Origin of the sequence: Thermovirga lienii, from assembly GCF_036847465.1 — a bacterium.
Lineage (GTDB): Bacteria > Synergistota > Synergistia > Synergistales > Thermovirgaceae > Thermovirga > Thermovirga lienii.
Map to the genome: position 1 here is coordinate 80,490 of NZ_DAITZW010000001.1, position 18,582 is coordinate 99,071.

General features: G+C 44.6%; 18 protein-coding genes and 4 tRNA genes. All 22 read left to right on the top strand.

The genetic code is table 11. From position 1 onward, the window contains the following. Window positions 1-15: 15 nt before the first annotated feature. The 22 genes from V7Z69_RS00415 (at window position 16) to V7Z69_RS00520 (ending at window position 18,581) form a co-directional block, all read left to right on the top strand. Window positions 16-102: transfer RNA gene (locus V7Z69_RS00415), tRNA-Leu, on the top strand. A gap of 54 nt (window positions 103-156) precedes the next feature. Beyond that, a tRNA-Met gene (locus V7Z69_RS00420) sits at window positions 157-233 on the top strand. A 4-nt stretch (window positions 234-237) separates the two neighbouring features. Further along, window positions 238-314: transfer RNA gene (locus V7Z69_RS00425), tRNA-Met, on the top strand. 145 nt (window positions 315-459) lie between these two features. Beyond that, entirely contained in the window at window positions 460-1,863 is a 1,404-nt protein-coding gene (gene tilS, locus V7Z69_RS00430; protein ID WP_334138081.1) for a tRNA lysidine(34) synthetase TilS, read from the top strand. Then, window positions 1,850-2,389, top strand: coding sequence for a hypoxanthine phosphoribosyltransferase (gene hpt, locus V7Z69_RS00435; protein WP_014163093.1), 540 nt, complete (start codon window positions 1,850-1,852; stop codon window positions 2,387-2,389). The genes tilS and hpt overlap by 14 nt, the downstream gene beginning before the upstream one ends. 45 nt (window positions 2,390-2,434) lie before the next feature. Next, entirely contained in the window at window positions 2,435-4,309 is a 1,875-nt protein-coding gene (gene ftsH / locus V7Z69_RS00440) for an ATP-dependent zinc metalloprotease FtsH (protein ID WP_014163094.1), read from the top strand. A 125-nt stretch (window positions 4,310-4,434) separates the two neighbouring features. Further along, on the top strand, window positions 4,435-6,435 hold the full coding sequence (gene uvrB / locus V7Z69_RS00445; RefSeq protein WP_014163095.1) for an excinuclease ABC subunit UvrB: 2,001 nt from the start codon (window positions 4,435-4,437) through the stop codon (window positions 6,433-6,435). Further along, a complete protein-coding gene (gene uvrA / locus V7Z69_RS00450; protein WP_014163096.1) occupies window positions 6,395-9,238 on the top strand; it encodes an excinuclease ABC subunit UvrA in 2,844 nt (947 codons plus the stop codon). The genes uvrB and uvrA overlap by 41 nt, the downstream gene beginning before the upstream one ends. Next, window positions 9,219-10,007, top strand: a complete 789-nt coding sequence (rlmB, locus tag V7Z69_RS00455) for a 23S rRNA (guanosine(2251)-2'-O)-methyltransferase RlmB (RefSeq protein WP_014163097.1) — start codon at window positions 9,219-9,221, stop codon at window positions 10,005-10,007. Before uvrA ends, rlmB begins: the two co-directional genes overlap by 20 nt. A gap of 26 nt (window positions 10,008-10,033) precedes the next feature. Beyond that, window positions 10,034-10,108: transfer RNA gene (locus tag V7Z69_RS00460), tRNA-Val, on the top strand. 141 nt (window positions 10,109-10,249) lie between these two features. Then, the gene (gene acpS, locus V7Z69_RS00465; RefSeq protein WP_014163098.1) at window positions 10,250-10,624 is read left to right on the top strand and encodes a holo-ACP synthase; all 375 of its coding nucleotides are present in this window, start codon (window positions 10,250-10,252) and stop codon (window positions 10,622-10,624) included. A 5-nt stretch (window positions 10,625-10,629) separates the two neighbouring features. Next, the gene (locus V7Z69_RS00470) at window positions 10,630-12,195 is read left to right on the top strand and encodes a bifunctional ADP-dependent NAD(P)H-hydrate dehydratase/NAD(P)H-hydrate epimerase (protein WP_014163099.1); all 1,566 of its coding nucleotides are present in this window, start codon (window positions 10,630-10,632) and stop codon (window positions 12,193-12,195) included. Next, window positions 12,192-12,734, top strand: a complete 543-nt coding sequence (tsaE, locus tag V7Z69_RS00475) for a tRNA (adenosine(37)-N6)-threonylcarbamoyltransferase complex ATPase subunit type 1 TsaE (protein WP_014163100.1) — start codon at window positions 12,192-12,194, stop codon at window positions 12,732-12,734. The genes V7Z69_RS00470 and tsaE overlap by 4 nt, the downstream gene beginning before the upstream one ends. Beyond that, window positions 12,722-13,393 (top strand): tRNA (adenosine(37)-N6)-threonylcarbamoyltransferase complex dimerization subunit type 1 TsaB, encoded by a 672-nt coding sequence (gene tsaB, locus V7Z69_RS00480; protein ID WP_014163101.1) that lies wholly within the window; start codon window positions 12,722-12,724, stop codon window positions 13,391-13,393. Before tsaE ends, tsaB begins: the two co-directional genes overlap by 13 nt. Window positions 13,394-13,645: 252 nt before the next feature. After that, on the top strand, window positions 13,646-13,963 hold the full coding sequence (locus V7Z69_RS00485) for a (2Fe-2S)-binding protein (RefSeq protein ID WP_014163102.1): 318 nt from the start codon (window positions 13,646-13,648) through the stop codon (window positions 13,961-13,963). Window positions 13,964-13,982: 19 nt separating this feature from the next. Further along, window positions 13,983-15,083: an NAD(P)/FAD-dependent oxidoreductase gene (locus V7Z69_RS00490; protein WP_041445766.1), complete on the top strand. Its 1,101-nt coding sequence runs from the start codon at window positions 13,983-13,985 to the stop codon at window positions 15,081-15,083. Between the two features lie 177 nt (window positions 15,084-15,260). Further along, complete coding sequence (locus V7Z69_RS00495; protein ID WP_334138152.1) at window positions 15,261-15,398, top strand: 4Fe-4S dicluster domain-containing protein; 138 nt, start codon at window positions 15,261-15,263, stop codon at window positions 15,396-15,398. After that, window positions 15,353-15,592 carry a hypothetical protein gene (locus V7Z69_RS00500; RefSeq protein ID WP_334138156.1) on the top strand — a complete coding sequence of 80 codons (240 nt, stop codon included), beginning with the start codon at window positions 15,353-15,355 and terminating at the stop codon, window positions 15,590-15,592. The genes V7Z69_RS00495 and V7Z69_RS00500 overlap by 46 nt, the downstream gene beginning before the upstream one ends. Before the next feature lie 3 nt (window positions 15,593-15,595). Beyond that, window positions 15,596-15,880: a (2Fe-2S)-binding protein gene (locus tag V7Z69_RS00505; RefSeq protein WP_334138085.1), complete on the top strand. Its 285-nt coding sequence runs from the start codon at window positions 15,596-15,598 to the stop codon at window positions 15,878-15,880. After that, entirely contained in the window at window positions 15,877-17,028 is a 1,152-nt protein-coding gene (locus V7Z69_RS00510) for an NAD(P)/FAD-dependent oxidoreductase (protein ID WP_334138087.1), read from the top strand. Before V7Z69_RS00505 ends, V7Z69_RS00510 begins: the two co-directional genes overlap by 4 nt. A 216-nt stretch (window positions 17,029-17,244) precedes the next feature. Further along, window positions 17,245-17,451, top strand: a complete 207-nt coding sequence (locus V7Z69_RS00515) for a 4Fe-4S dicluster domain-containing protein (protein ID WP_334138089.1) — start codon at window positions 17,245-17,247, stop codon at window positions 17,449-17,451. Next, a complete protein-coding gene (locus V7Z69_RS00520; RefSeq protein WP_014163108.1) occupies window positions 17,448-18,581 on the top strand; it encodes a 2-oxoacid:acceptor oxidoreductase subunit alpha in 1,134 nt (377 codons plus the stop codon). Before V7Z69_RS00515 ends, V7Z69_RS00520 begins: the two co-directional genes overlap by 4 nt. Window position 18,582: the final 1 nt, after the last annotated feature.

Genomic DNA, 18,582 nt, shown 5'->3' on the forward strand with positions numbered 1-18,582 from the left:
ATCCTGTACGCACGCGGGAGAGTGGTGGAACTGGTATACACGAGGGACTTAAAATCCCTTGGCTGAAAAGCCTTGAGGGTTCGAATCCCTTCTCTCCCACCAATAAAGCCTGGTGTGCTATGATATAATAGTTAACGATAGAGAAGCAGCTGACATCGCGGGGTGGAGCAGTCAGGAAGCTCGTCGGGCTCATAACCCGAAGGTCGCAGGTTCAAATCCTGCCCCCGCAACCAATAAGGCGGTGTAGCTCAGATGGCGAGAGCATGCGGTTCATACCCGCAGGGTCAGTGGTTCGAATCCACTCACCGCCACCACTGAGAAGATGACAAGAGGGTGGATTATTTCCTCCCTCTTGTTTTATGTTGGGAAGGAATTATGTTTTGCAATAAAACCTACTTTTTGGCTACCCCTGGATGGGTTAAAATTTTGTGTATGTAATGCTAAGATAGGATAAATAGGATGGGGATTAAGGTTAAGGATGATAATTGGTACGTGAAGAGAGTTTTGGAAGCAGGAGCAAGGCAAGGGTGGCTAGAAGAGCCTTGTGGCAAGATGGTTGTTGCTGTCTCAGGAGGAAGCGATTCTGTAGCTTTACTGTGGCTCCTTTGCCAGGTCTGGGACAAGGATAAACTTGTTGTTGCTCATGTGGACCATGGTATAAGAAAGGAAACTTCAAAAAGAGATGCTCTTTTTGTGAGAAACTTGGCTGAATCTTGGGGATTGAATATAGCCTTGCTGCAGGTTGAGGTGCCAAAGCTATGCAAAAAAGGGGAGAGCATTGAGGTCGCTGCCAGGAGAATTAGGTATGATTTTTTTGAGAAGACTGCCAAGTCTGTAGGAGCAAGATGGATAGCTTTAGGGCACACCGCCAATGATCAAGCGGAGACAGTGTTACACAATATAATAAGAGGTTGTGGTATAAAGGGCCTCGCGGGAATCCCCGAAAGGCGAGGAAAGATAGTAAGACCCATTATTGACTTTTACCGGAAAGAGCTGATGGAGCTCTTGAGGAGTAAAGGGATAGAATGGGTTTCCGACGAAACGAACGAAGAAACCATATATACGAGAAACAAAATAAGACTTAATTTGATTCCCTACATCGAAAGAAACTTCAACAAACAGTTTGTCAAGCATTTGTTGGGAATATCAGAGATTGCAAGACCTTTGGCCAACTTAGTTGAAGAGGAAGCTGCCAAGCTAGATCTTTGGAGTAGCAAGAATGTTCCGGGAATGCTTAAGGCGTGGGAAAGGAGCGTTATTCTGCGGCGTGGTTTAGATAGAGGGTTGGAAGTTATATTGCTGGAAGGAAAAAGAAGAAATCTTAAGCCCCTTTCTAGAGAAAGAATTTCTGTACTTAGAGAGTTGCTGAACAAAAGGAGTTTTTGGCGATTTCAATGGGAAAGGGACATTGAAATCGTAGGCGAAAAGGATTTGATTGTCTTTCGTCGCAGAGAACAGGCACAGAAAAGGGAATTCATAGAAAAAGAAATTCTTGTTCCTGGATCGAACGCAACAGGAAAACTCAAGTGGGATGACTGGAGCATAGAATGGAAAAGAGCAGAAAAGGAAGAAAGGAAAGTTAAGTTGGGTGTTTTTTCTGCCTGCGTTCCTTTTGACAATAATTACAAGATTATGAGCATTGGGCGCTTTATGACTTCCTCCGTCGAAAAGTGTTTAAAAGAAAAAGTTAAAACAGAATGGCGCTCCATGAAGGAAAGGCCAGTTGTTACCGACGAGAAAAGAATATTATGGATTCCTGGAACGGGAGGCATAAGTTTAGAAGCGAGTGGAAAAGAGCAGCAGCTATTGGTCTTGAAAGCGCATATAAAAGAAAGGAGATTTTTACAGGATGGACAGATATGAGTTGGGAGATATTCTTTTAGGCAGGGACGTCATAAGAAACAAAGTTAAAGAACTTGCCCAGGAGCTCTCTTTGTATTATAAAGATAAGCCAGTGCATGTAATAGGAGTTCTCAAAGGGTCTGTCATCTTCCTTTCAGACCTGATAAGGGAAATGGATGCTAAGGTGCATATGAAGCTTGATTTCTTGAGTGTTTCATCCTACGGTGCATCTACCAAGTCCAGCGGAGTCGTCAAAATCAACAAGGATTTGGATGAGAGCGTCGTAAATAAAAATTTACTTATAGTCGAAGATATAGTGGACACTGGTTTGACGTTGCAATACTTAGTCAATATCCTTAAAGAAAGATCTCCGAAGGAAATAAAAATATGTTCCCTTTTGGACAAACCGGAAAGGCGAGTTGTAGATTTAAAGGCAGATTTTTGTGGTTTCACCATTCCGGACGAATTTGTAGTAGGATATGGTTTGGATTATGGGGGTTATTGGAGAAACCTGCCAGATATACATGTATTAAGAAAGGTTAACTAGATAACGAAACAAGAAGATGCCCCTAAGAAGAAAGGTGGGAAAGCCTTGGGACGAATGGCAAAAAATTTAGGATTGTATTTGGTGCTTATAGTGCTCGTAGTGAGTTTGGTGAACTTGTTTTTGTCGCCAACTCACGCTCCGTCTGAATACGAACCGATTTCTTACAGCGAATTCCTATCTGCTTTCAGGTCAGGGCAGATTGAGTCTGCAGAAATAGATGGGAACACCATAAGAGGAGAAAGGTTGGATGGTAGGAAGTATACAACCATAGGAGTAGGCGTAGGGGAACTTGCGAAGGAGATGGCCGATAAGGGAGTAGATGTGAAGGTCCTACCTCCGCAACAAGCTCCGTGGTGGGCTTCGATGATGACTTCACTTTTTCCGACATTGCTTTTGATTGGGGCATGGATTTTCATTTTGTATCACATGCAGGGTGGAGGCAATAGAGTGATGGGCTTTGCCAAGAGCAAGGCAAAGCTTTACTTGGATAATCGGCCTAAAGTTACTTTTGCCGATGTTGCTGGTTGCGATGAATCCAAGGAAGAATTGGCGGAAGTGGTTGAATATCTCAAAGATCCTTCTAAATTTTCGAAGCTAGGGGCAAAGATCCCCAAAGGAGTGCTACTATTGGGACCCCCTGGCTCAGGTAAGACATTGCTCGCAAGGGCTTGTTCAGGTGAGGCAGATGTGCCCTTCTTTAGTATAAGTGGCTCTGACTTTGTCGAGATGTTCGTGGGTGTCGGGGCTGCTAGAGTTCGTGATATGTTTGAACAAGCGAGGAAATATCAGCCATGCATAGTTTTCATTGATGAAATTGATGCGGTGGGTCGCCATAGGGGAGCAGGTCTTGGTGGTGGCCACGATGAGAGGGAGCAGACTTTGAACCAGTTGTTGGTCGAAATGGATGGCTTCGATGAGAACAGCGGGATTATATTAATAGCGGCCACCAATAGGCCGGATATCCTTGACCCTGCTTTATTGCGACCAGGTCGTTTCGATAGACAAATAGTCGTGGATAGACCTGACCTTAAAGGCCGCGAAGCTATTCTTAGAGTGCACGTTAAAAAGGTTAAGCTTGACGATGACGTGGACTTAGCGGTCATAGCCAGAAGAACTCCGGGCTTTGTGGGTGCCGATTTGGCCAATTTGGTAAATGAGGCTGCGCTTTTGGCTGCACGACAGGGTAAAGATAAGATAGGAATGGCAGAGTTTGAGGAAGCCATCGACAGGGTTATCGCTGGTCCCGAAAGGCGAAGCAGGCTCATCTCTGAAAGGGAAAAGGAGATTATTGCTTATCATGAAGTCGGACATGCTCTTGTGGCCAAGCTTATACCTGGATGTGACCCTGTACATAAAGTTTCTATTATTCCTAGAGGGCACAGGGCTTTGGGGTACACCCTTCAGCTTCCCGAGGAAGACAGATTTTTGATGTCCAAGAAAGAACTACTCAATAGAATTTCGGTACTTCTGGGAGGGCGTGTTGCTGAGGAACTACATTTTGACGATGTTACCACTGGAGCTCAGAATGACCTTGAGAGGGCAACTCAAATAGCAAGACAGATGGTTACCGAGTTCGGCATGAGTGACCGTCTGGGACCAGTTACATTAGGTAAAAAACATCACGAAGTTTTCCTGGGAAGAGACATAATGGAGGACAGAAATTACAGTGACGAAGTCGCATACGCCATTGACCAAGAAGTGAGGAGAATCATAGACGAGTGCTATGAACAAGTTAAGAACCTGTTGGAGCAGCACAGAGCTGTCCATGTAAAAGTAGCGAAAGTGCTACTGGAGGAAGAGGTGATAGAAGGTCCACGGTTGGATGAGATATTGAAGGAAAACCTGGTGGAGGAAGAAGCAGGGACTTTGTCTGAAGAAACGAATTCAAGGGGATTGGAAGAGGCCAACCAGGAAATATAACCTCTTGCCATATTATACCGTGTGGATGTCCTGTTTCACTTAAAATCCCTTGCATTATATAATAAAAGGACGCTCAAAAATTTGGGCGTCCTAATTTTTTGAGAAGAGGAGAGCGATTTGATCCAATGGATGAGCGTTTCAAATTGGTTGCACCTTGGTCGCCAGAGGGAGATCAACCTATTGCCATTGCTAAGTTAGTTGAAGGTTATGAAAAAGGTTTAAATAAACAATGTTTGATGGGGGTCACTGGTAGTGGGAAAACCTTCACTATGGCATGCGTCATAGAAAGGTTACAATTGCCTGTTCTGGTCTTGGCTCACAATAAAACGTTGGCCGCTCAGTTGTACAGCGAGTTCAAGAGCTTTTTTCCTGATAATGCGGTCCATTACTTCGTGAGTTACTATGATTACTACCAGCCAGAAGCTTATGTCCCATCTAATGATATTTACATAGAGAAAGATGCATCTATCAACGAGAAGATAGAGAAATTGCGTCTTGCTACCACTAAAGCTTTGCTGGAACGAAATGATGTAATTGTGGTTTCAAGCGTTTCTTGCATTTATGGCATAGGCAAGAAAAAAAATTACGAAGAGGCGGTTTTGGAAATCAAAACGGGCATGACCCTTCCCAGAAGAGAGTTCTTTAAAAGATTAGACCATAATTTTTATAAGAGAAACGACTATTCTTTGGAGCCAGGAACCTTCAGGGTCAGAGGAAACATAATAGATATATTCCCTGCGTACAGCGATAGTGCGGTGAGAGTGATATTCGAAGATGAAGATGTTGAGGAAATAATGGAGATTGACCCCTTGAGTGGAAAAATATCAGGGAGGAAAAATAGGATTAGAATTTACCCCTCGCAACACTACATTACTTCTGGAGAGGCCATCAACAAAGCCTTGAAGGAGATAGAAAAGGAGCTTGAAGAGAGGCTTTTGGTTCTAAGAAGCGAGGGCAAACTTTTGGAGGCCCAAAGGCTTGAGAGCAGGACCAGATATGATATGGAAATGTTGAAAGAAGTCGGGTATTGTTCTGGGATAGAGAATTATTCTAGATACCTAGATGGCCGTGAACCTGGCGAGCAGCCAGGGACGCTGCTTGATTTTTTCCCCAAAGATTTTTTGATCATCATAGACGAATCTCACATAACTATTCCCCAAATAAGAGGAATGTATAACGGCGATAGAGCAAGGAAGCAAACATTGGTAGATTATGGTTTTAGATTACCATCATGTTTGGACAACCGACCTTTAAAGTGGGAGGAGTTTGAAAAATATTTGCGAAAGGTTTGCTTTGTGTCGGCGACTCCTGGAGATTGGGAGTTGAAAGTGTCTGATCAAGTGGTCGAACAAGTAGTCAGGCCTACAGGTGTAGTTGATCCTGAAGTTGAGGTTGCTCCAGCATCAGCGCAAGTAGATGATCTTGTCGGTAGGCTTAAAGATGTAATAGCTAGAGGTGAAAGGGCCTTGGTCACGACCCTGACTAAAAGGTCCGCAGAAGATATGGCAGAGTACTTTCAAGAGCTGGGGCTTCCGGTCAAATATATACATTCTGAGTTGGATGCCTTTGAAAGGGTGGAACTCTTGAAGGAGTTGAGAAGAGGGGATATTGCAGTCTTGATCGGGGTTAACCTTTTGAGGGAGGGCCTTGATCTTCCGGAAGTCTCTTTAGTTGCCATAACGGACGCAGATAGAGAGGGTTTTTTGAGATCTCATAGGTCTCTTATACAAATGATAGGCAGAGCAGCTAGAAATACTGCAGGTAAGGTTGTATTGTATGCCGACCGCCTAACGGACAGCATACGAGCTGCTGTTGAGGAGACAGAAAGAAGAAGGCGTCTCCAGATGGAGTTCAACAAACAAAGAGGAATAGAACCTAAATCAATCAGCAAGAAGGTTATTTCCATACTGCCAGAAGAACTTGAAATGGCAGGAAAACTTCATTCTCCTGACTATCGTGAGGAGAAAAAGTTGACCAAGCACGAGCTTGAGAGATTGATGTGGGAAGCAGTAGAGCGTTTGGATTTTGAGCGAGCTGCAGAGATAAGAGATATTATTAATCAAAGGTTTGCAGGTGGTGAAGAGCTTGTCTCGAGAAATAATAGTAAAAGGCGCGAGAGAACATAATCTTAAGAACATAAATTTGAAACTGCCCAAAGATAGCTTGATAGTAATTACTGGACCATCAGGATCTGGCAAGTCTTCTTTAGCGTTCGACACTATATGTGCAGAAGGGCAGCGACGATACATTGAGTCTCTTTCTTCTTATGCAAGGCAATTTCTTGGAGTTCAGGATAAGCCCGATGTTGATGACATTGAGGGCCTTTCCCCAACTATATCTATTGAGCAAAAAGGTATTTCTCATAATCCAAGATCCACTGTAGGGACAGTAACAGAGGTTTACGATTATCTGAGGCTTTTGTTCGCCAGAGTCGGGGTGCCTTATTGTCCTAAATGTGGTAGAGAGCTCAAAAGATATACTGTAGATCAAATTTTAGAGTATTTGTATAGAAATTTTTGGGGCCAAAAGGTGGAGATACTGTCCCCAGTAGTCATGGGCAAGAAGGGAGAGTTCAAGAATCTATTTGTACAGCTGCAAAAGAAGGGTTTTTTAAGGGTAAAAGTTGATGGATACGTTTATTGGTTGGAAGAAGAGATCGTTCTAGAGAAAAACAAGAAACATGACATCGAGGTGTTGGTGGATAAGCTGACTGTTAATGACAAAAACAGAAGCAGGTTGGCCGAATCAGTAGAAAGCGCCATAGATGTAAGTAAAGGGTTTGTGCAGATAGAAAATGGCGATGGCTATAAGGTGGTTCTCTCAGATCGTTTTGTATGCCCTTCATGCGAGGTTTCCTTTCCGGAGCTTGAGCCTAGGTTATTTTCTTTCAATAGCCCCTTTGGTGCTTGTCCAGATTGTGAAGGCTTGGGTAGCCATCAGTATTTCTCTGTGGAATTGGCGATAGATAAAGATGCCCCCCTTTTGGAGGGTGGAATATTGCCGTGGGCCAAGAAAAACCATTACATGCTGCGAAAGTTAAAGGCCTTATTCGAATCTATGGGCGAGAGCTTGGAAGGAAAATCTTTCAACGATCTAAGAGAAGATTTGCAAAGGATAGTTGTCTACGGTTCCCCTGTGAAAGTTCCCATGAAGTTCATGGAAAGAGGAGAAAGCATAGATTACATGGGACGGTACGATGGGTTGATACCCTGGCTTCAGACGAGGTGGCGTGAGACAGAGTCCGAATCAGTAAGAAACGAACTGTTGAATTACAGAGACGAGGACATATGTAAAAGTTGTAATGGTTCCAGATTACGAGAAGAAGCTCGCAGCGTAAAAATACACGGTTACTCTATTGTAGATTTTGTGAACATGCCTGTAGAAGACCTTTTGGATTTGCTGCAGCGATTGCCTCTGGATGGAAATCAGGCATATATTGGAGAACCCATAATTGACGAGATCAAGAAGCGTCTATCGTTTATGGTGGACATAGGGATAGGGTATCTTTCCCTTTCAAGAAGGTCAGATACTCTAAGCTCTGGGGAGAGTCAAAGAATTCGTTTGGCAACGCAAATAGGGGCCAAGCTCAGTGGAGTCCTATATGTACTGGACGAACCAACCATAGGGCTTCATTCGCGAGATACTGAAAGGTTGGTGAGGATTTTAAAGTCCATAAGAGACCTGGGCAATACTGTATTGGTAGTCGAACACGACAGGGACACCATGAAAATGGCCGACCATATAGTTGAAATTGGGCCTGGCCCTGGAGAACATGGGGGTAGGATAGTAGCTCAGGGGGCTCCAGAGGAAATAATGAAGGGGGACTCCCTTTCTGCGGGATATCTACTTGGAACCACTTCCGGAATAGTTCACTCTTCAAGGGAGCGTAAACCCAGTGGGTGGCTGAGTTTTTCTAAAGCTTCGGAAAATAACCTCAAGGAGATAGATGTCCAAGTCCCATTGGGAGTTCTAACATGCATTACGGGCGTTTCTGGATCGGGAAAGAGTACGTTGTTACATGAGATTATCTATAAGGGTTTGAAGAAGAAGTTAGATAAATCCTACAAGGGGAAAGCAGGGAGGCAAGGAGATATAAAAGGATGGGAACAGCTTAGAAACGTGGTCTTGATAGATCAAAGCCCCATCGGGCGGACTCCCCGTTCAAACCCAGCAACCTATACGGGAGTTTTTACCCCCATAAGGGAACTTTACGCTCAATTGCCAGAGGCTAGGATAAGAGGTTATAAGCCTGGAAGGTTCAGCTTCAATGTTCACGGTGGTCGCTGTGAAGCCTGTCACGGTGAAGGTGAAGTAAAGATATCAATGCTTTTCATGCCAGATGTGTATGTCAAGTGCGAGGTTTGTAACGGAACTAGGTACAATAGGGAGACCCTTGAGGTTAAGTTTAAAGGCAAAAGCATAAGTGACGTCTTGGAGATGACGGTCAGTGAAGCCTTGGAGTTCTTCAAGGATGTCCCTCGAATAAGTAATAAGCTCTCAGTGTTGGAACAGGCAGGCATGGGGTACATGCGATTAGGGCAGCCAGCTACCACCTTGAGTGGAGGAGAAGCTCAAAGAGTAAAATTGGCGGAGGAACTTTCGAAAAGATTCAAAGGCAACACCCTCTACCTTTTGGATGAACCTACGACGGGGCTTCATTATTCAGATGTAAAGAAACTTTTGTTGTTGATTCACAAGTTGGTGGACAGTGGAAACACTGTTATTGTGATTGAACATAATCTTGATTTCATAGCTTCCTCGGACTATATAATAGACCTTGGGCCCGAGGGCGGGGCAAGAGGAGGCAACGTGGTTGTGGCAGGACCTTTGCGTCAGATACTTGAAGATGAAAGATCTTATACAGCGTTGTATTTAAGAAAGTATTTAAAAGAGATAGGGATGACAAACTATGAAGAGCGAGAAGAATAAGGACGGTAATAAGCAAGAAGGGAAGAACCTGGAAGATATATGTTATGGGAAAAATGCAGTAATTAGTCTTTTGGAGGAGCACCCCGAAAGATGTCTTTCAACTTATATCTCGACAAATGCCCACGGCGGAGTGTACCAAAAGATATTAGCGCTATGTAAAGAGAGAGGCATACCTTGCCACAGGGTTCCCAAAGAGCACTTGGATAGGCAGACAAATTTTTCTAACCATCAGGGGGTAATGGTTAAAACGTCACCTTTAGATGTGAGTGGGATGGAAAAATTTTATGAAATAACAGAGAGAGGAAAAGAAGGACCGTTGCTTTTCGTGGTTTTAGACCACGTAGAGGACGTGCAAAATTTTTCATCCATAATAAGGAGTGCTGAAGTGCTGGGGGCCGCTGCTGTTGTTTTCCCTAAAAGAAGGTCTGCATTGCCTACAGGGACAGTACTTAAAGTCAGCTCGGGGGCAGCTGCCAGGTTACCTTTGATAAGAGTAAACAGTGTGTTTCATGCCTTGGAGATAATGAAGGAGAATAATTTTTGGGTGATAGGTCTGGATATGGAAGGAGAAAACCTTTGCAATCTTGAACTCCCCAAAAGGTTAGTCCTAGTGGTGGGGAGCGAGGGTAGAGGTTTGAGTAAAACTGCTAAGAAAGCCTGCGATGAATTGGCAAAAATTCCCATGGCAGGCAAGACAGGATCACTCAATGCTGCAGTCGCAGCTTCCATTGGTATATATGAATGGAGAAGAAGTGTTGACAAGCTTTAATAACCCAGGTAAAATGCGACTTGCTCGGGTGGTTAGTTCAGAGGAAGAACGCTTCCTTGACGCGGAAGAGGTCGCAGGTTCGAGTCCTGCACCACCCACCATTAGCACGTAAAAGCGCCGATAAGGCGCTTTTTTTTTTTTTGCCTTTCTGCTGATAACTTCACCGGTATTATATTGTTTGTCCCATGTTCAGCTTATCAGTTTTAGATTTATAATATGCGTATTAACTGGGGAGGTATGCAATGATCGTTAAAGGTATAGGTGTAGATATCTGCAGCATATCGAGAATAGGCACAAAAATCAAAAATGATGAGTTCAAGAGGAGAGTTTTCACTGAAGAAGAAATCACGTATGCAGAAGGGCACGTAACCCCAGAAGTCCATTACGCTTCCAGCTTTGCTGCCAAAGAAGCCTTTGCTAAGGCCACTAGGCTGGGACTTGGTAAGGTAGGGCTTAAAAACGTATGGGTAAAGCGAACTGAGAAGGGACCAATTTTGAGTTTCTCTTCAAGCATAAGAGATTTTCTGAAGAAAGAAAAAATGGATAACGTCCATGTCAGCCTTTCTCACGATGGGGGCTTTGCAGTAGCCTTTGTTGTCATTGAGGGGAGGGAGTAGTTGAAGTGCGTCTTTATACCTGTGATGCCATAAGGAGAATAGAAGATCTGCTTGTCGATAAATATGGTTTCGACTTTTTCCAGCTGATGGATTATGCAGGGAATGCCGTTGCTGAGAAGGTTTTGGCAAGATTCCCTGGCATCAAGTCAGTAGCTGTGCTCTGTGGAGGAGGGAACAATGGAGGGGATGGCCTTGTCGCCGCACGCTATCTCTTCCTAAAAGACATTGCCGTGAAAGTGATTGCAGCATCTAGGTTTGAAAGGTCAAGCTTACAAACCATGAAAAATAAAACCATCCTGGAAAAAATGGGAGGGACCTTGCTTACGTCGGAAGAGATTGGTGACACAGAGCTTCTTCGTTTGCTAGACGAAAGTGATGTCATTATAGATGCACTTTTGGGGATTGGAGCCACAAGCTCTCCAAGGGGAGAGTATTTGAGATTAATTAGGGCAGTAAACCAAAGCCAAACACCAGTGGTTTCCATTGATTTGCCTAGTGGTTTGGATGGTTCTACTGGTGAAATAATGGGCGAAGCCGTTAAAGCCGACATAACTGTGACGTTTTGGGGACCCAAAGTAGGTTTATATGTAATGCCCGGCAAAGAACACGCTGGAGAGGTTTTAATTGCTAACGAAGAGTTTGTTTCTGATCGACTCTTTCCCGATTTAGGGGAAATTATTAAAAAAGATCTGCATCTTGTGAGCGTCCCTGAGATAAAACACCTTTTGCCTCCTGTCACTTTGTCATATCACAAGGGCAAGAGGGGCAGTGTCTTAATTTTTGCCGGTTCGAAAAAGTATAAAGGGGCAGCTGCGTTGGTTGCCCTTGGCGCACTGCGGGCTGGGGCAGGAAGGGTGATCCTTGTGGTACCAGAAGGTTGTTTGGTACCTGGAGTGACCCCTGAAACCATAGTGTTTGAGGTGCCTTCCAGAGATGGCACACTGGCAGCCGATAGCTATATCAGAGCCATGGATGAATTTGGGGATATCGTGTCTTCAATAGTAATAGGACCTGGTGTAGGTAGGACCAATGGAGTTAGGGATCTGGTAAGTTACATATGGGAACAATCTCAGGTCCCAACTTGCATGGATGCGGATGCCTTATATTTCCTGCCTGAAATAGGGGAAGGGGCACTTCAAAGAAGGCACGATGTTATTATTACTCCTCATGAAGGAGAGGCCGCCCGCTTAATGAGGAGCAAGGCATCGTGTGTTTCCGCCAAGAGATTGGAATTTGCCAAGAGCATTGCTGAAAAGTGGGGCACGGTGCTTTTAAAGGGTGCAGGTACTATAGTTGATGATGGTAATAGGACTTCGGTTATAAAGGACGCCCATCCTTGTTTGTCCGTTCCGGGATCAGGGGATGTCCTGAGCGGAATGATTGGGGCTTTTCTGGCCAGAGGGCTTGGGTGCTACGAAGCTGGTCTCTGTGCTGCATGCCTGCATGCCAGAGCAGGGGTGTCTTTGGGAGCCATAAGGGGCAATGATGGTATATTAGCGGGGGAGATAGCTAATAGGATACCTATAGAAATTAAAAGTGTATCAGAATTAGAGCGGGAGCCTTTGCTATGACAAGTGCAAGTAAAAGACACATTTTAGATATAGTAACGTGCAGTCCGGAGCAAACTTACATGCTTGGTAAAGAGGCATCAAGGTTTGTATATGGTGGATTGTGCATTATGCTGAATGGAGATTTAGGAAGTGGGAAAACCACCTTTGTGAAAGGGTTAGTGTGTGGTTTAGATGGAGACGAGGCCAAAAGCCCATCATTCAATTTGGTTAACGAATATGCTGGCAGAATAAACGTCGCCCACGCTGACTTGTATAGGCTTAAGGTTACAGATGGCTATGATCTTGGACTTTATGATTACTTAAATTATGGATATTTGCTTATTGTAGAGTGGTGTGATCGATGGATCTGTCCTCCGTCTTCTGATGTGTGGTGCTTATCCTTTGGACTTTTCGATGTGGATGTGGAAGAAGATTTCCTTCCTGATTTAGGAAACAAAAGAAAGATTACCTTTACCTGCTTGGGAGATAAGGCTTGTAAAAGTTTGGCGATGTACGCAGAGAGTATAGATGTGGAGGGGGCTAAGAAATGTCTTTATTAGTGGGCTTGGATTGCAGCACCAGATGGACGGCTTTGGGCGTGTTAGAGGATGGAGGCCCCCTAGGAGAAGTGAACGTCTTGCTGGGGAGAAAGCAGTCTTCAGAACTTCCATTGCTTCTTGATACATTACTTGGGTTTTGGGGAAAGGATGTAAGTGCGATTAATTATATAGCCGTTACTGTAGGGCCCGGCTATTTTACGGGACTCAAGGTTGGTCTTTCTTATGCAAAGTCCTTGGCTTTTGCTTTGGGTGCCAAGATAATACCTGTTTCAACCCTTTCTGTTTTAGCTTATCCGTATCTCAAAGATGGGGTGAAAGTGACTTCGGTTCTTAAAGCCAAGAGTGATTTGGTTTACTTAGGTTCTTATACAAGGTGTGGCAAGAATACCTTTGCGATCCACGAACCGCGCTGCGTGAAAATTGAAGATATTGATGACCTTTTATGGAATGAATTGAACCCCGACGTAGTAATAATGGAAGACCTGCCAAATTTAAGGATCGCCTCACCTTCCTCAAAAAAAGGAGTGATGATAGTCAAAAATGAAGGAGTTTCAGGTCTTGATGTGGCTAGGTTGGGGTTGGAAAGAGTAGATGATGCAGCTGCGCCTTCAAACATACATCCTCAATATCTTAGGGATCCGGACATAGGTCCTGCCTGAGATTGTGATTCTTTGCCAGGTTCTAGAACTATAGTTTATATCCCAACTTTATTTTAACCCTACTTGATATTTTTAGGATAAAATATATTATATATGTGATATGGGGTAATATAGTGAAAATTCTAACACATCCTAGAGGTTCTCTAGATAAGCTGTAGGTTAATAGATCCACATATCAGAAGAAGGGGGGGCGGTTGTGCAGAGATTGTTTTTTGTTCTTGTCCTAATGCTTAGTGAGGGGGGATTGGCTGTATGAAACTTATCGAGAAGCATCCGATTCTTGAGTTTAAGCACGGTAGGTTGGTTAATTTTACTTTTGATGGTGTTCCAATGCAGGGGTACGAAGGAGAACCTATCGCAGCGGCTTTGCATGCCAATGGGGTGAAGGTGTATCGCGAAACGCCTATACGGAAGCAACCGAGAGGATTCTTTTGTGCTATAGGGAAATGCTCATCATGTTTCATGGTAGTAGATGGTGTTCCTAACGTAAGGACGTGCATCACGCCGCTTCGTGAAGGAATGAGGGTCGAAACACAAAAGGGTAAGGGCATTGTGAAAGTGGACCTCTAGGTGAAAGGCGGTGGATGTTTTGCGAGAGACTGAAGTATTGGTTGTAGGCGGCGGACCGGCAGGGCTCAGCGCTGCAATTGAGGCAGCGTCCTTTGGTGCGAAAGTTACGCTTGTGGATAGTGACCTGGCGCTAGGAGGTCAGTTGATCAAACAAACCCACAAGTTTTTTGGCTCAAAGAACGAACGAGCAGGTACGAGAGGTTTCAAAATTGCTGAAGAGCTATTTAGGGAATTGAAGGACAAAGAGGAAAACATTGAAACCTTTACCAATTGTACGGTTACAGGTTACTACAAAGAAGACGGGGTTGTTTCCTGCGTAAAAGGTGAAGATGAGTATTTCCATATAAAACCCAAGAAAATAGTCATGGCTACAGGAGCCCAGGAAAGAATAATTCCCTTCCCAAACAATCACCTCCCAGGAGTTTATGGTGCCGGTGCAATTCAGACCTTGATGAACGTGTATGGCGTTGTTCCAGGGGATCGAGTTCTTATGGTTGGGGCGGGAAATATAGGCCTCATAGTTAGTTATCAGCTGTTACAGGCAGGGGTGCAGGTAGTTGGAATAGTTGAGGCAATGGACAAGGTCGGAGGTTATTGGGTACATGCGGCGAAGGTTAGAAGGCTGGGTGTACCCATATACTTGAGACACACGGTGAAAGAGGCCATAGGTGAACGTTTTGTGGAAGGGGCGGTCATTCAAGAAATAGACGAAAAGTTCCAGCCAACTGGTAATGAGATGAAAGTGGATGTGGACATAATCTGTCTTGCAGTTGGACTTACTCCAACATGCGAGCTTTTGTGGCAAGCAGGTTGCAAAATGGCTTTTGTCCCTCAGCTTTGCGGATATGTTGCTCAAAGAGATAAGAACATGAGAACCAGTCATCCTGATATATGGGTTGCTGGCGATGCAGCGGGAATAGAAGAAGCATCTTCTGCCATGGTGGAGGGGCGAATTGCAGGAGTGGGTGTCGCGAAGGCTTTGGGCTATGGAACGCAGGAGGAGATAGAAAAAAGACTTAAAGAGTACCATGGACGTTTGGCTGATCTTCGCGGGGGAGAAGTTGGAGCCAAGATTCGTGAAGGTATTGCCCTTTGCTCTGTGGAATGCTGGGAGGTGTAGCTGGTGGACGAAAAAGAAAGACTTTTCAATAGTGGTATATTAACTGGAGAGAGAAAAGGTGCAGTCAAACCTCCCCAGGAGTTGTGGGAAACCAAGAAAAACGGATTGGTTGTTATAGAATGCCCTCAAAGAATCCCATGCAACCCATGTCATACTAGTTGCCCCACAGGTGCCGTTGTGCCATTTAAGGATATCAATGACCAACCACAGATCGAATATGAAAAATGCACCGGCTGCGCACGTTGTGTAGCTGTATGCCCAGGGCTTGCGTGCTTCGTTATCGACCTCACGTGGGGGAAGATGACAAGGCTTTGATCAAACTCGCATATGAAATGTTACCTGTCCCTGAGGAAGGACAGGTTGTGGATTGTCTCAATCGCTTCGGCGAAGCCGTAGCCAAAGGTAAAGTAGTAAAGGTAACTGAACCAATGAAAGATAAGACCCTTGTGGTCCATGTAGAGATTCCAAAAGACCTCGTCATGGATATCAGAGCCATAAAGGTGGTGTAATCAATGGCTGACAAGTATGAAGATATAATAATTTGCCGCTGCGAGGAAGTGACGCTCGGGGAAATAAGGGAATGGATAGCGAAAGGATATGATACCTTCGATGAGCTTAAGAGGGTCCTTCGTGTGGGCATGGGGCCATGTCAGGGAAGAGGATGCAGAGATATTATTCTAAGAGAGATATCAAAAATGACTGGAAAGAAGTATGCTGAAATACCTCCGGGGACATTTCGTCCACCGGCAAAGCCAGTGAAGCTTGGAGCTATTGCAAAGGCTGGTGAAAGCGAATGACGTGGAAAGATACAGCTGATGCAGTCATAATTGGCGGCGGAATTCAAGGATGTTCCATCGCATATCATCTTGCAAAATTTGGTATGAAGGACGTTGTCGTTATTGAGAAAAATACGGTATGTTCGGGATCTACCGGGAGGTGTGGCGCTGGCATAAGAGCCCAGTGGGGCACGGAAATGAACTGTCGTTTTGGGCTAGCAAGCTTGGAGAAATTCGAACAGCTTCATGAAGAATTAGGGATGGATTGTGGTTTACACCAAGGCGGATATTTAATGGTGGCCTACAAAGAGAGTGAGTTCGAGCAGCTGAAGAAGAACATAGCCCTTCAGAACTCCCTTGGGATAAAAAGTAGAGTCGTAACTTATGACGAGGCAAAGGAGATCTGTCCAGGGCTCTCAGCCGATGATGCTGTTGGATTTACGTATCATGACCGAGATGGACATGCTGATCCCTTTTTGACCACCTTTGCTTACCAAGAGGCAGCCAAGCGATTGGGGGTAACTTTCTACAAATTTACTGAATGTACGGATATAAAGGTAGAAAATGGGAAAGTGAAGGGAGTTTCTACCAGTAGAGGAGATATAGATGCTCCTATAGTAGTCAATGCAGCAGGAGGATATGCACAACAAGTAGCCAAAATGGCAGGTGTGAACATTCCCAACTTCTCCGAGCGCCATGAGATCATTATAACCGAGCCGGTAGAAAAGGGAGTATGTCCCCCGATGTTGATGAGTTTTTCGGGTAATTACTACATTCAGCAAAGGCCTCATGGATCTATAATTGGTGGATGTAGTCCCGAAGGTCATCCAGAGGATTACACTTGCGGCAACTCTTGGCAATTCCTCAATATGATGTCCAAGACCATTACCAAATTGCTTCCCAGGACAAAAGGGATAAGAGTTGTGAGACAATGGTCAGGTCTATATAATATGACGCCAGACAGGCAACCTATCCTCTGCGAGGCCGATGAAGTGAGAGGTTTTTACCTTTCGGTAGGATATTCTGGGCATGGATTTATGTTTGGCCCCATATCTGGGGAACTTTTAGCCCAGAAGATACTGGGGCAAGAGCCTAGAATATCTATAGAGCCTCTGCATTATAAGAGATTTGAGAGAGGGGAGCTAATCATAGAACCTGCAGTGGTATAGTTTTATCGTTTTTGATGTATAGAAGAAGAGGGGAGTAGAATAGTACTCCCCTCTTCTATATGTAAAAATGACGAGGAAGTAAAGCGGACAATATGCTAGCTTTTTTCTGAATATTTCAGAACATAACAAAAAGGGTTGTCCTTTTCCTCACAAGATGGCATAATGTCTTTTGGTCTTTTGAAGCCCGAGTAAACCCTTGGGAGGAAGGTGATTTTTTTGGCGAAGAGCTTTGCTGTGCAGATTAGCAAGAAATGGTGTAAGGGGTGTGGCTTGTGCATAGCTGTATGCCCCAAGAAGGTTTTGGAGCTGGACGCTGATGTAAAATGTGAGCCGGTGCGCCCAGAGGATTGTATTGGTTGTAGGCAATGTGAGAACATTTGTCCCGATTTGGCAATAACCATCGAGGAGAGTGGACAGAAATGAGAAAAGCAGAATTTTGGCAAGGAAATGTAGCAGTTGCCCATGGTGCTATAGCTGCAGGTTGTAGATTTTTTGGTGGATACCCAATAACTCCTTCTTCTGAGATTGCAGAAGTAATGGCTGAGGAGCTCCCCAAGGTGGGCGGCAAGTTCATACAGATGGAGGATGAAATAGGGGGTATAGCAGCAGCAATTGGCGGTTCCATTGCTGGTTTCAAATCCATGACAGCTACTTCTGGTCCTGGTTTCTCCCTTAAGCAGGAAAATTTGGGGTTGGCTTACATGGCGGAGATACCACTGGTCGTTGTAGATGTTATGCGTGGTGGTCCCTCCACAGGGCTTCCTACTGCTATATCACAACAGGACGTAATGCAGGCTAGGTGGGGTACTCATGGTGACCATGCCACGATAGCTTATTCACCTGCCTCTGTTCAGGAGTGTTATGAGATAACCATAAAGGCTTTCAACATGGCTGAAAGGTTTAGGCAGCCTGTCTTGATAATGAGCGATGAGGTTCTGGGGCACATGCGCGAAAAGGTATTTGTCCCAGCGAAGGAAGAAATTACGCTTGTCGATAGAAAAAAACCAAGCGTACATCCCGATGAGTTTATGGCTTACAAGCCAGATCCAGAAGATAACATTCCTCCAATGGCAAGCTTTGGAGATGGATACAGGTGGCATATAACGGGACTCACTCACAACGAGTGGGGATTCCCCACAAACGATAAAGACGAAATAGCGAAAAAAAGCAAGAGATTGATGGATAAAGTAGAGGCCTACAGAGACGAAATAGTTGAATACGATACAGAATTTGTCGACGATGCAGAAATCATAGTAGTAAGCTACGGAAGCGTTGCAAGGAGCGCTTTGACAGCGGTTAAGGCTGCTAGGGAAGAAGGAATGAAGGTGGGCTATTTTAGGCCTATAACTCTGTGGCCTTTCCCTGATAAAGAGCTTGAAAGGTTAGCGGAAAAAGCCAGCTGCATTATAGTGCCAGAGCTCAATTATGGTCAGATGGTCTTGGAAGTGGAGAGAGCTGTTCATGGCAAAGCAGAAGTGAAACCGCTGAACCTAGTTAACGGTGAACTGTTTAAACCCAAAGATATATTGCAATATGCTAAGGAGGTGGCTTAGC

Excerpts from the sequence above, each read along its gene's own strand:
- tilS (WP_334138081.1), top strand. The coding sequence starts at position 460 with ATGGGGATTAAGGTTAAGGATGATAATTGGTACGTGAAGAGAGTTTTG.
- hpt (WP_014163093.1), top strand. The coding sequence starts at position 1,850 with ATGGACAGATATGAGTTGGGAGATATTCTTTTAGGCAGGGACGTCATA.
- uvrB (WP_014163095.1), top strand. The coding sequence starts at position 4,435 with ATGGATGAGCGTTTCAAATTGGTTGCACCTTGGTCGCCAGAGGGAGAT.
- rlmB (WP_014163097.1), top strand. The coding sequence starts at position 9,219 with ATGAAGAGCGAGAAGAATAAGGACGGTAATAAGCAAGAAGGGAAGAAC.
- acpS (WP_014163098.1), top strand. The coding sequence starts at position 10,250 with ATGATCGTTAAAGGTATAGGTGTAGATATCTGCAGCATATCGAGAATA.
- tsaE (WP_014163100.1), top strand. The coding sequence starts at position 12,192 with ATGACAAGTGCAAGTAAAAGACACATTTTAGATATAGTAACGTGCAGT.
- tsaB (WP_014163101.1), top strand. The coding sequence starts at position 12,722 with ATGTCTTTATTAGTGGGCTTGGATTGCAGCACCAGATGGACGGCTTTG.
- V7Z69_RS00485 (WP_014163102.1), top strand. The coding sequence starts at position 13,646 with ATGAAACTTATCGAGAAGCATCCGATTCTTGAGTTTAAGCACGGTAGG.
- V7Z69_RS00505 (WP_334138085.1), top strand. The coding sequence starts at position 15,596 with ATGGCTGACAAGTATGAAGATATAATAATTTGCCGCTGCGAGGAAGTG.
- V7Z69_RS00510 (WP_334138087.1), top strand. The coding sequence starts at position 15,877 with ATGACGTGGAAAGATACAGCTGATGCAGTCATAATTGGCGGCGGAATT.
- V7Z69_RS00520 (WP_014163108.1), top strand. The coding sequence starts at position 17,448 with ATGAGAAAAGCAGAATTTTGGCAAGGAAATGTAGCAGTTGCCCATGGT.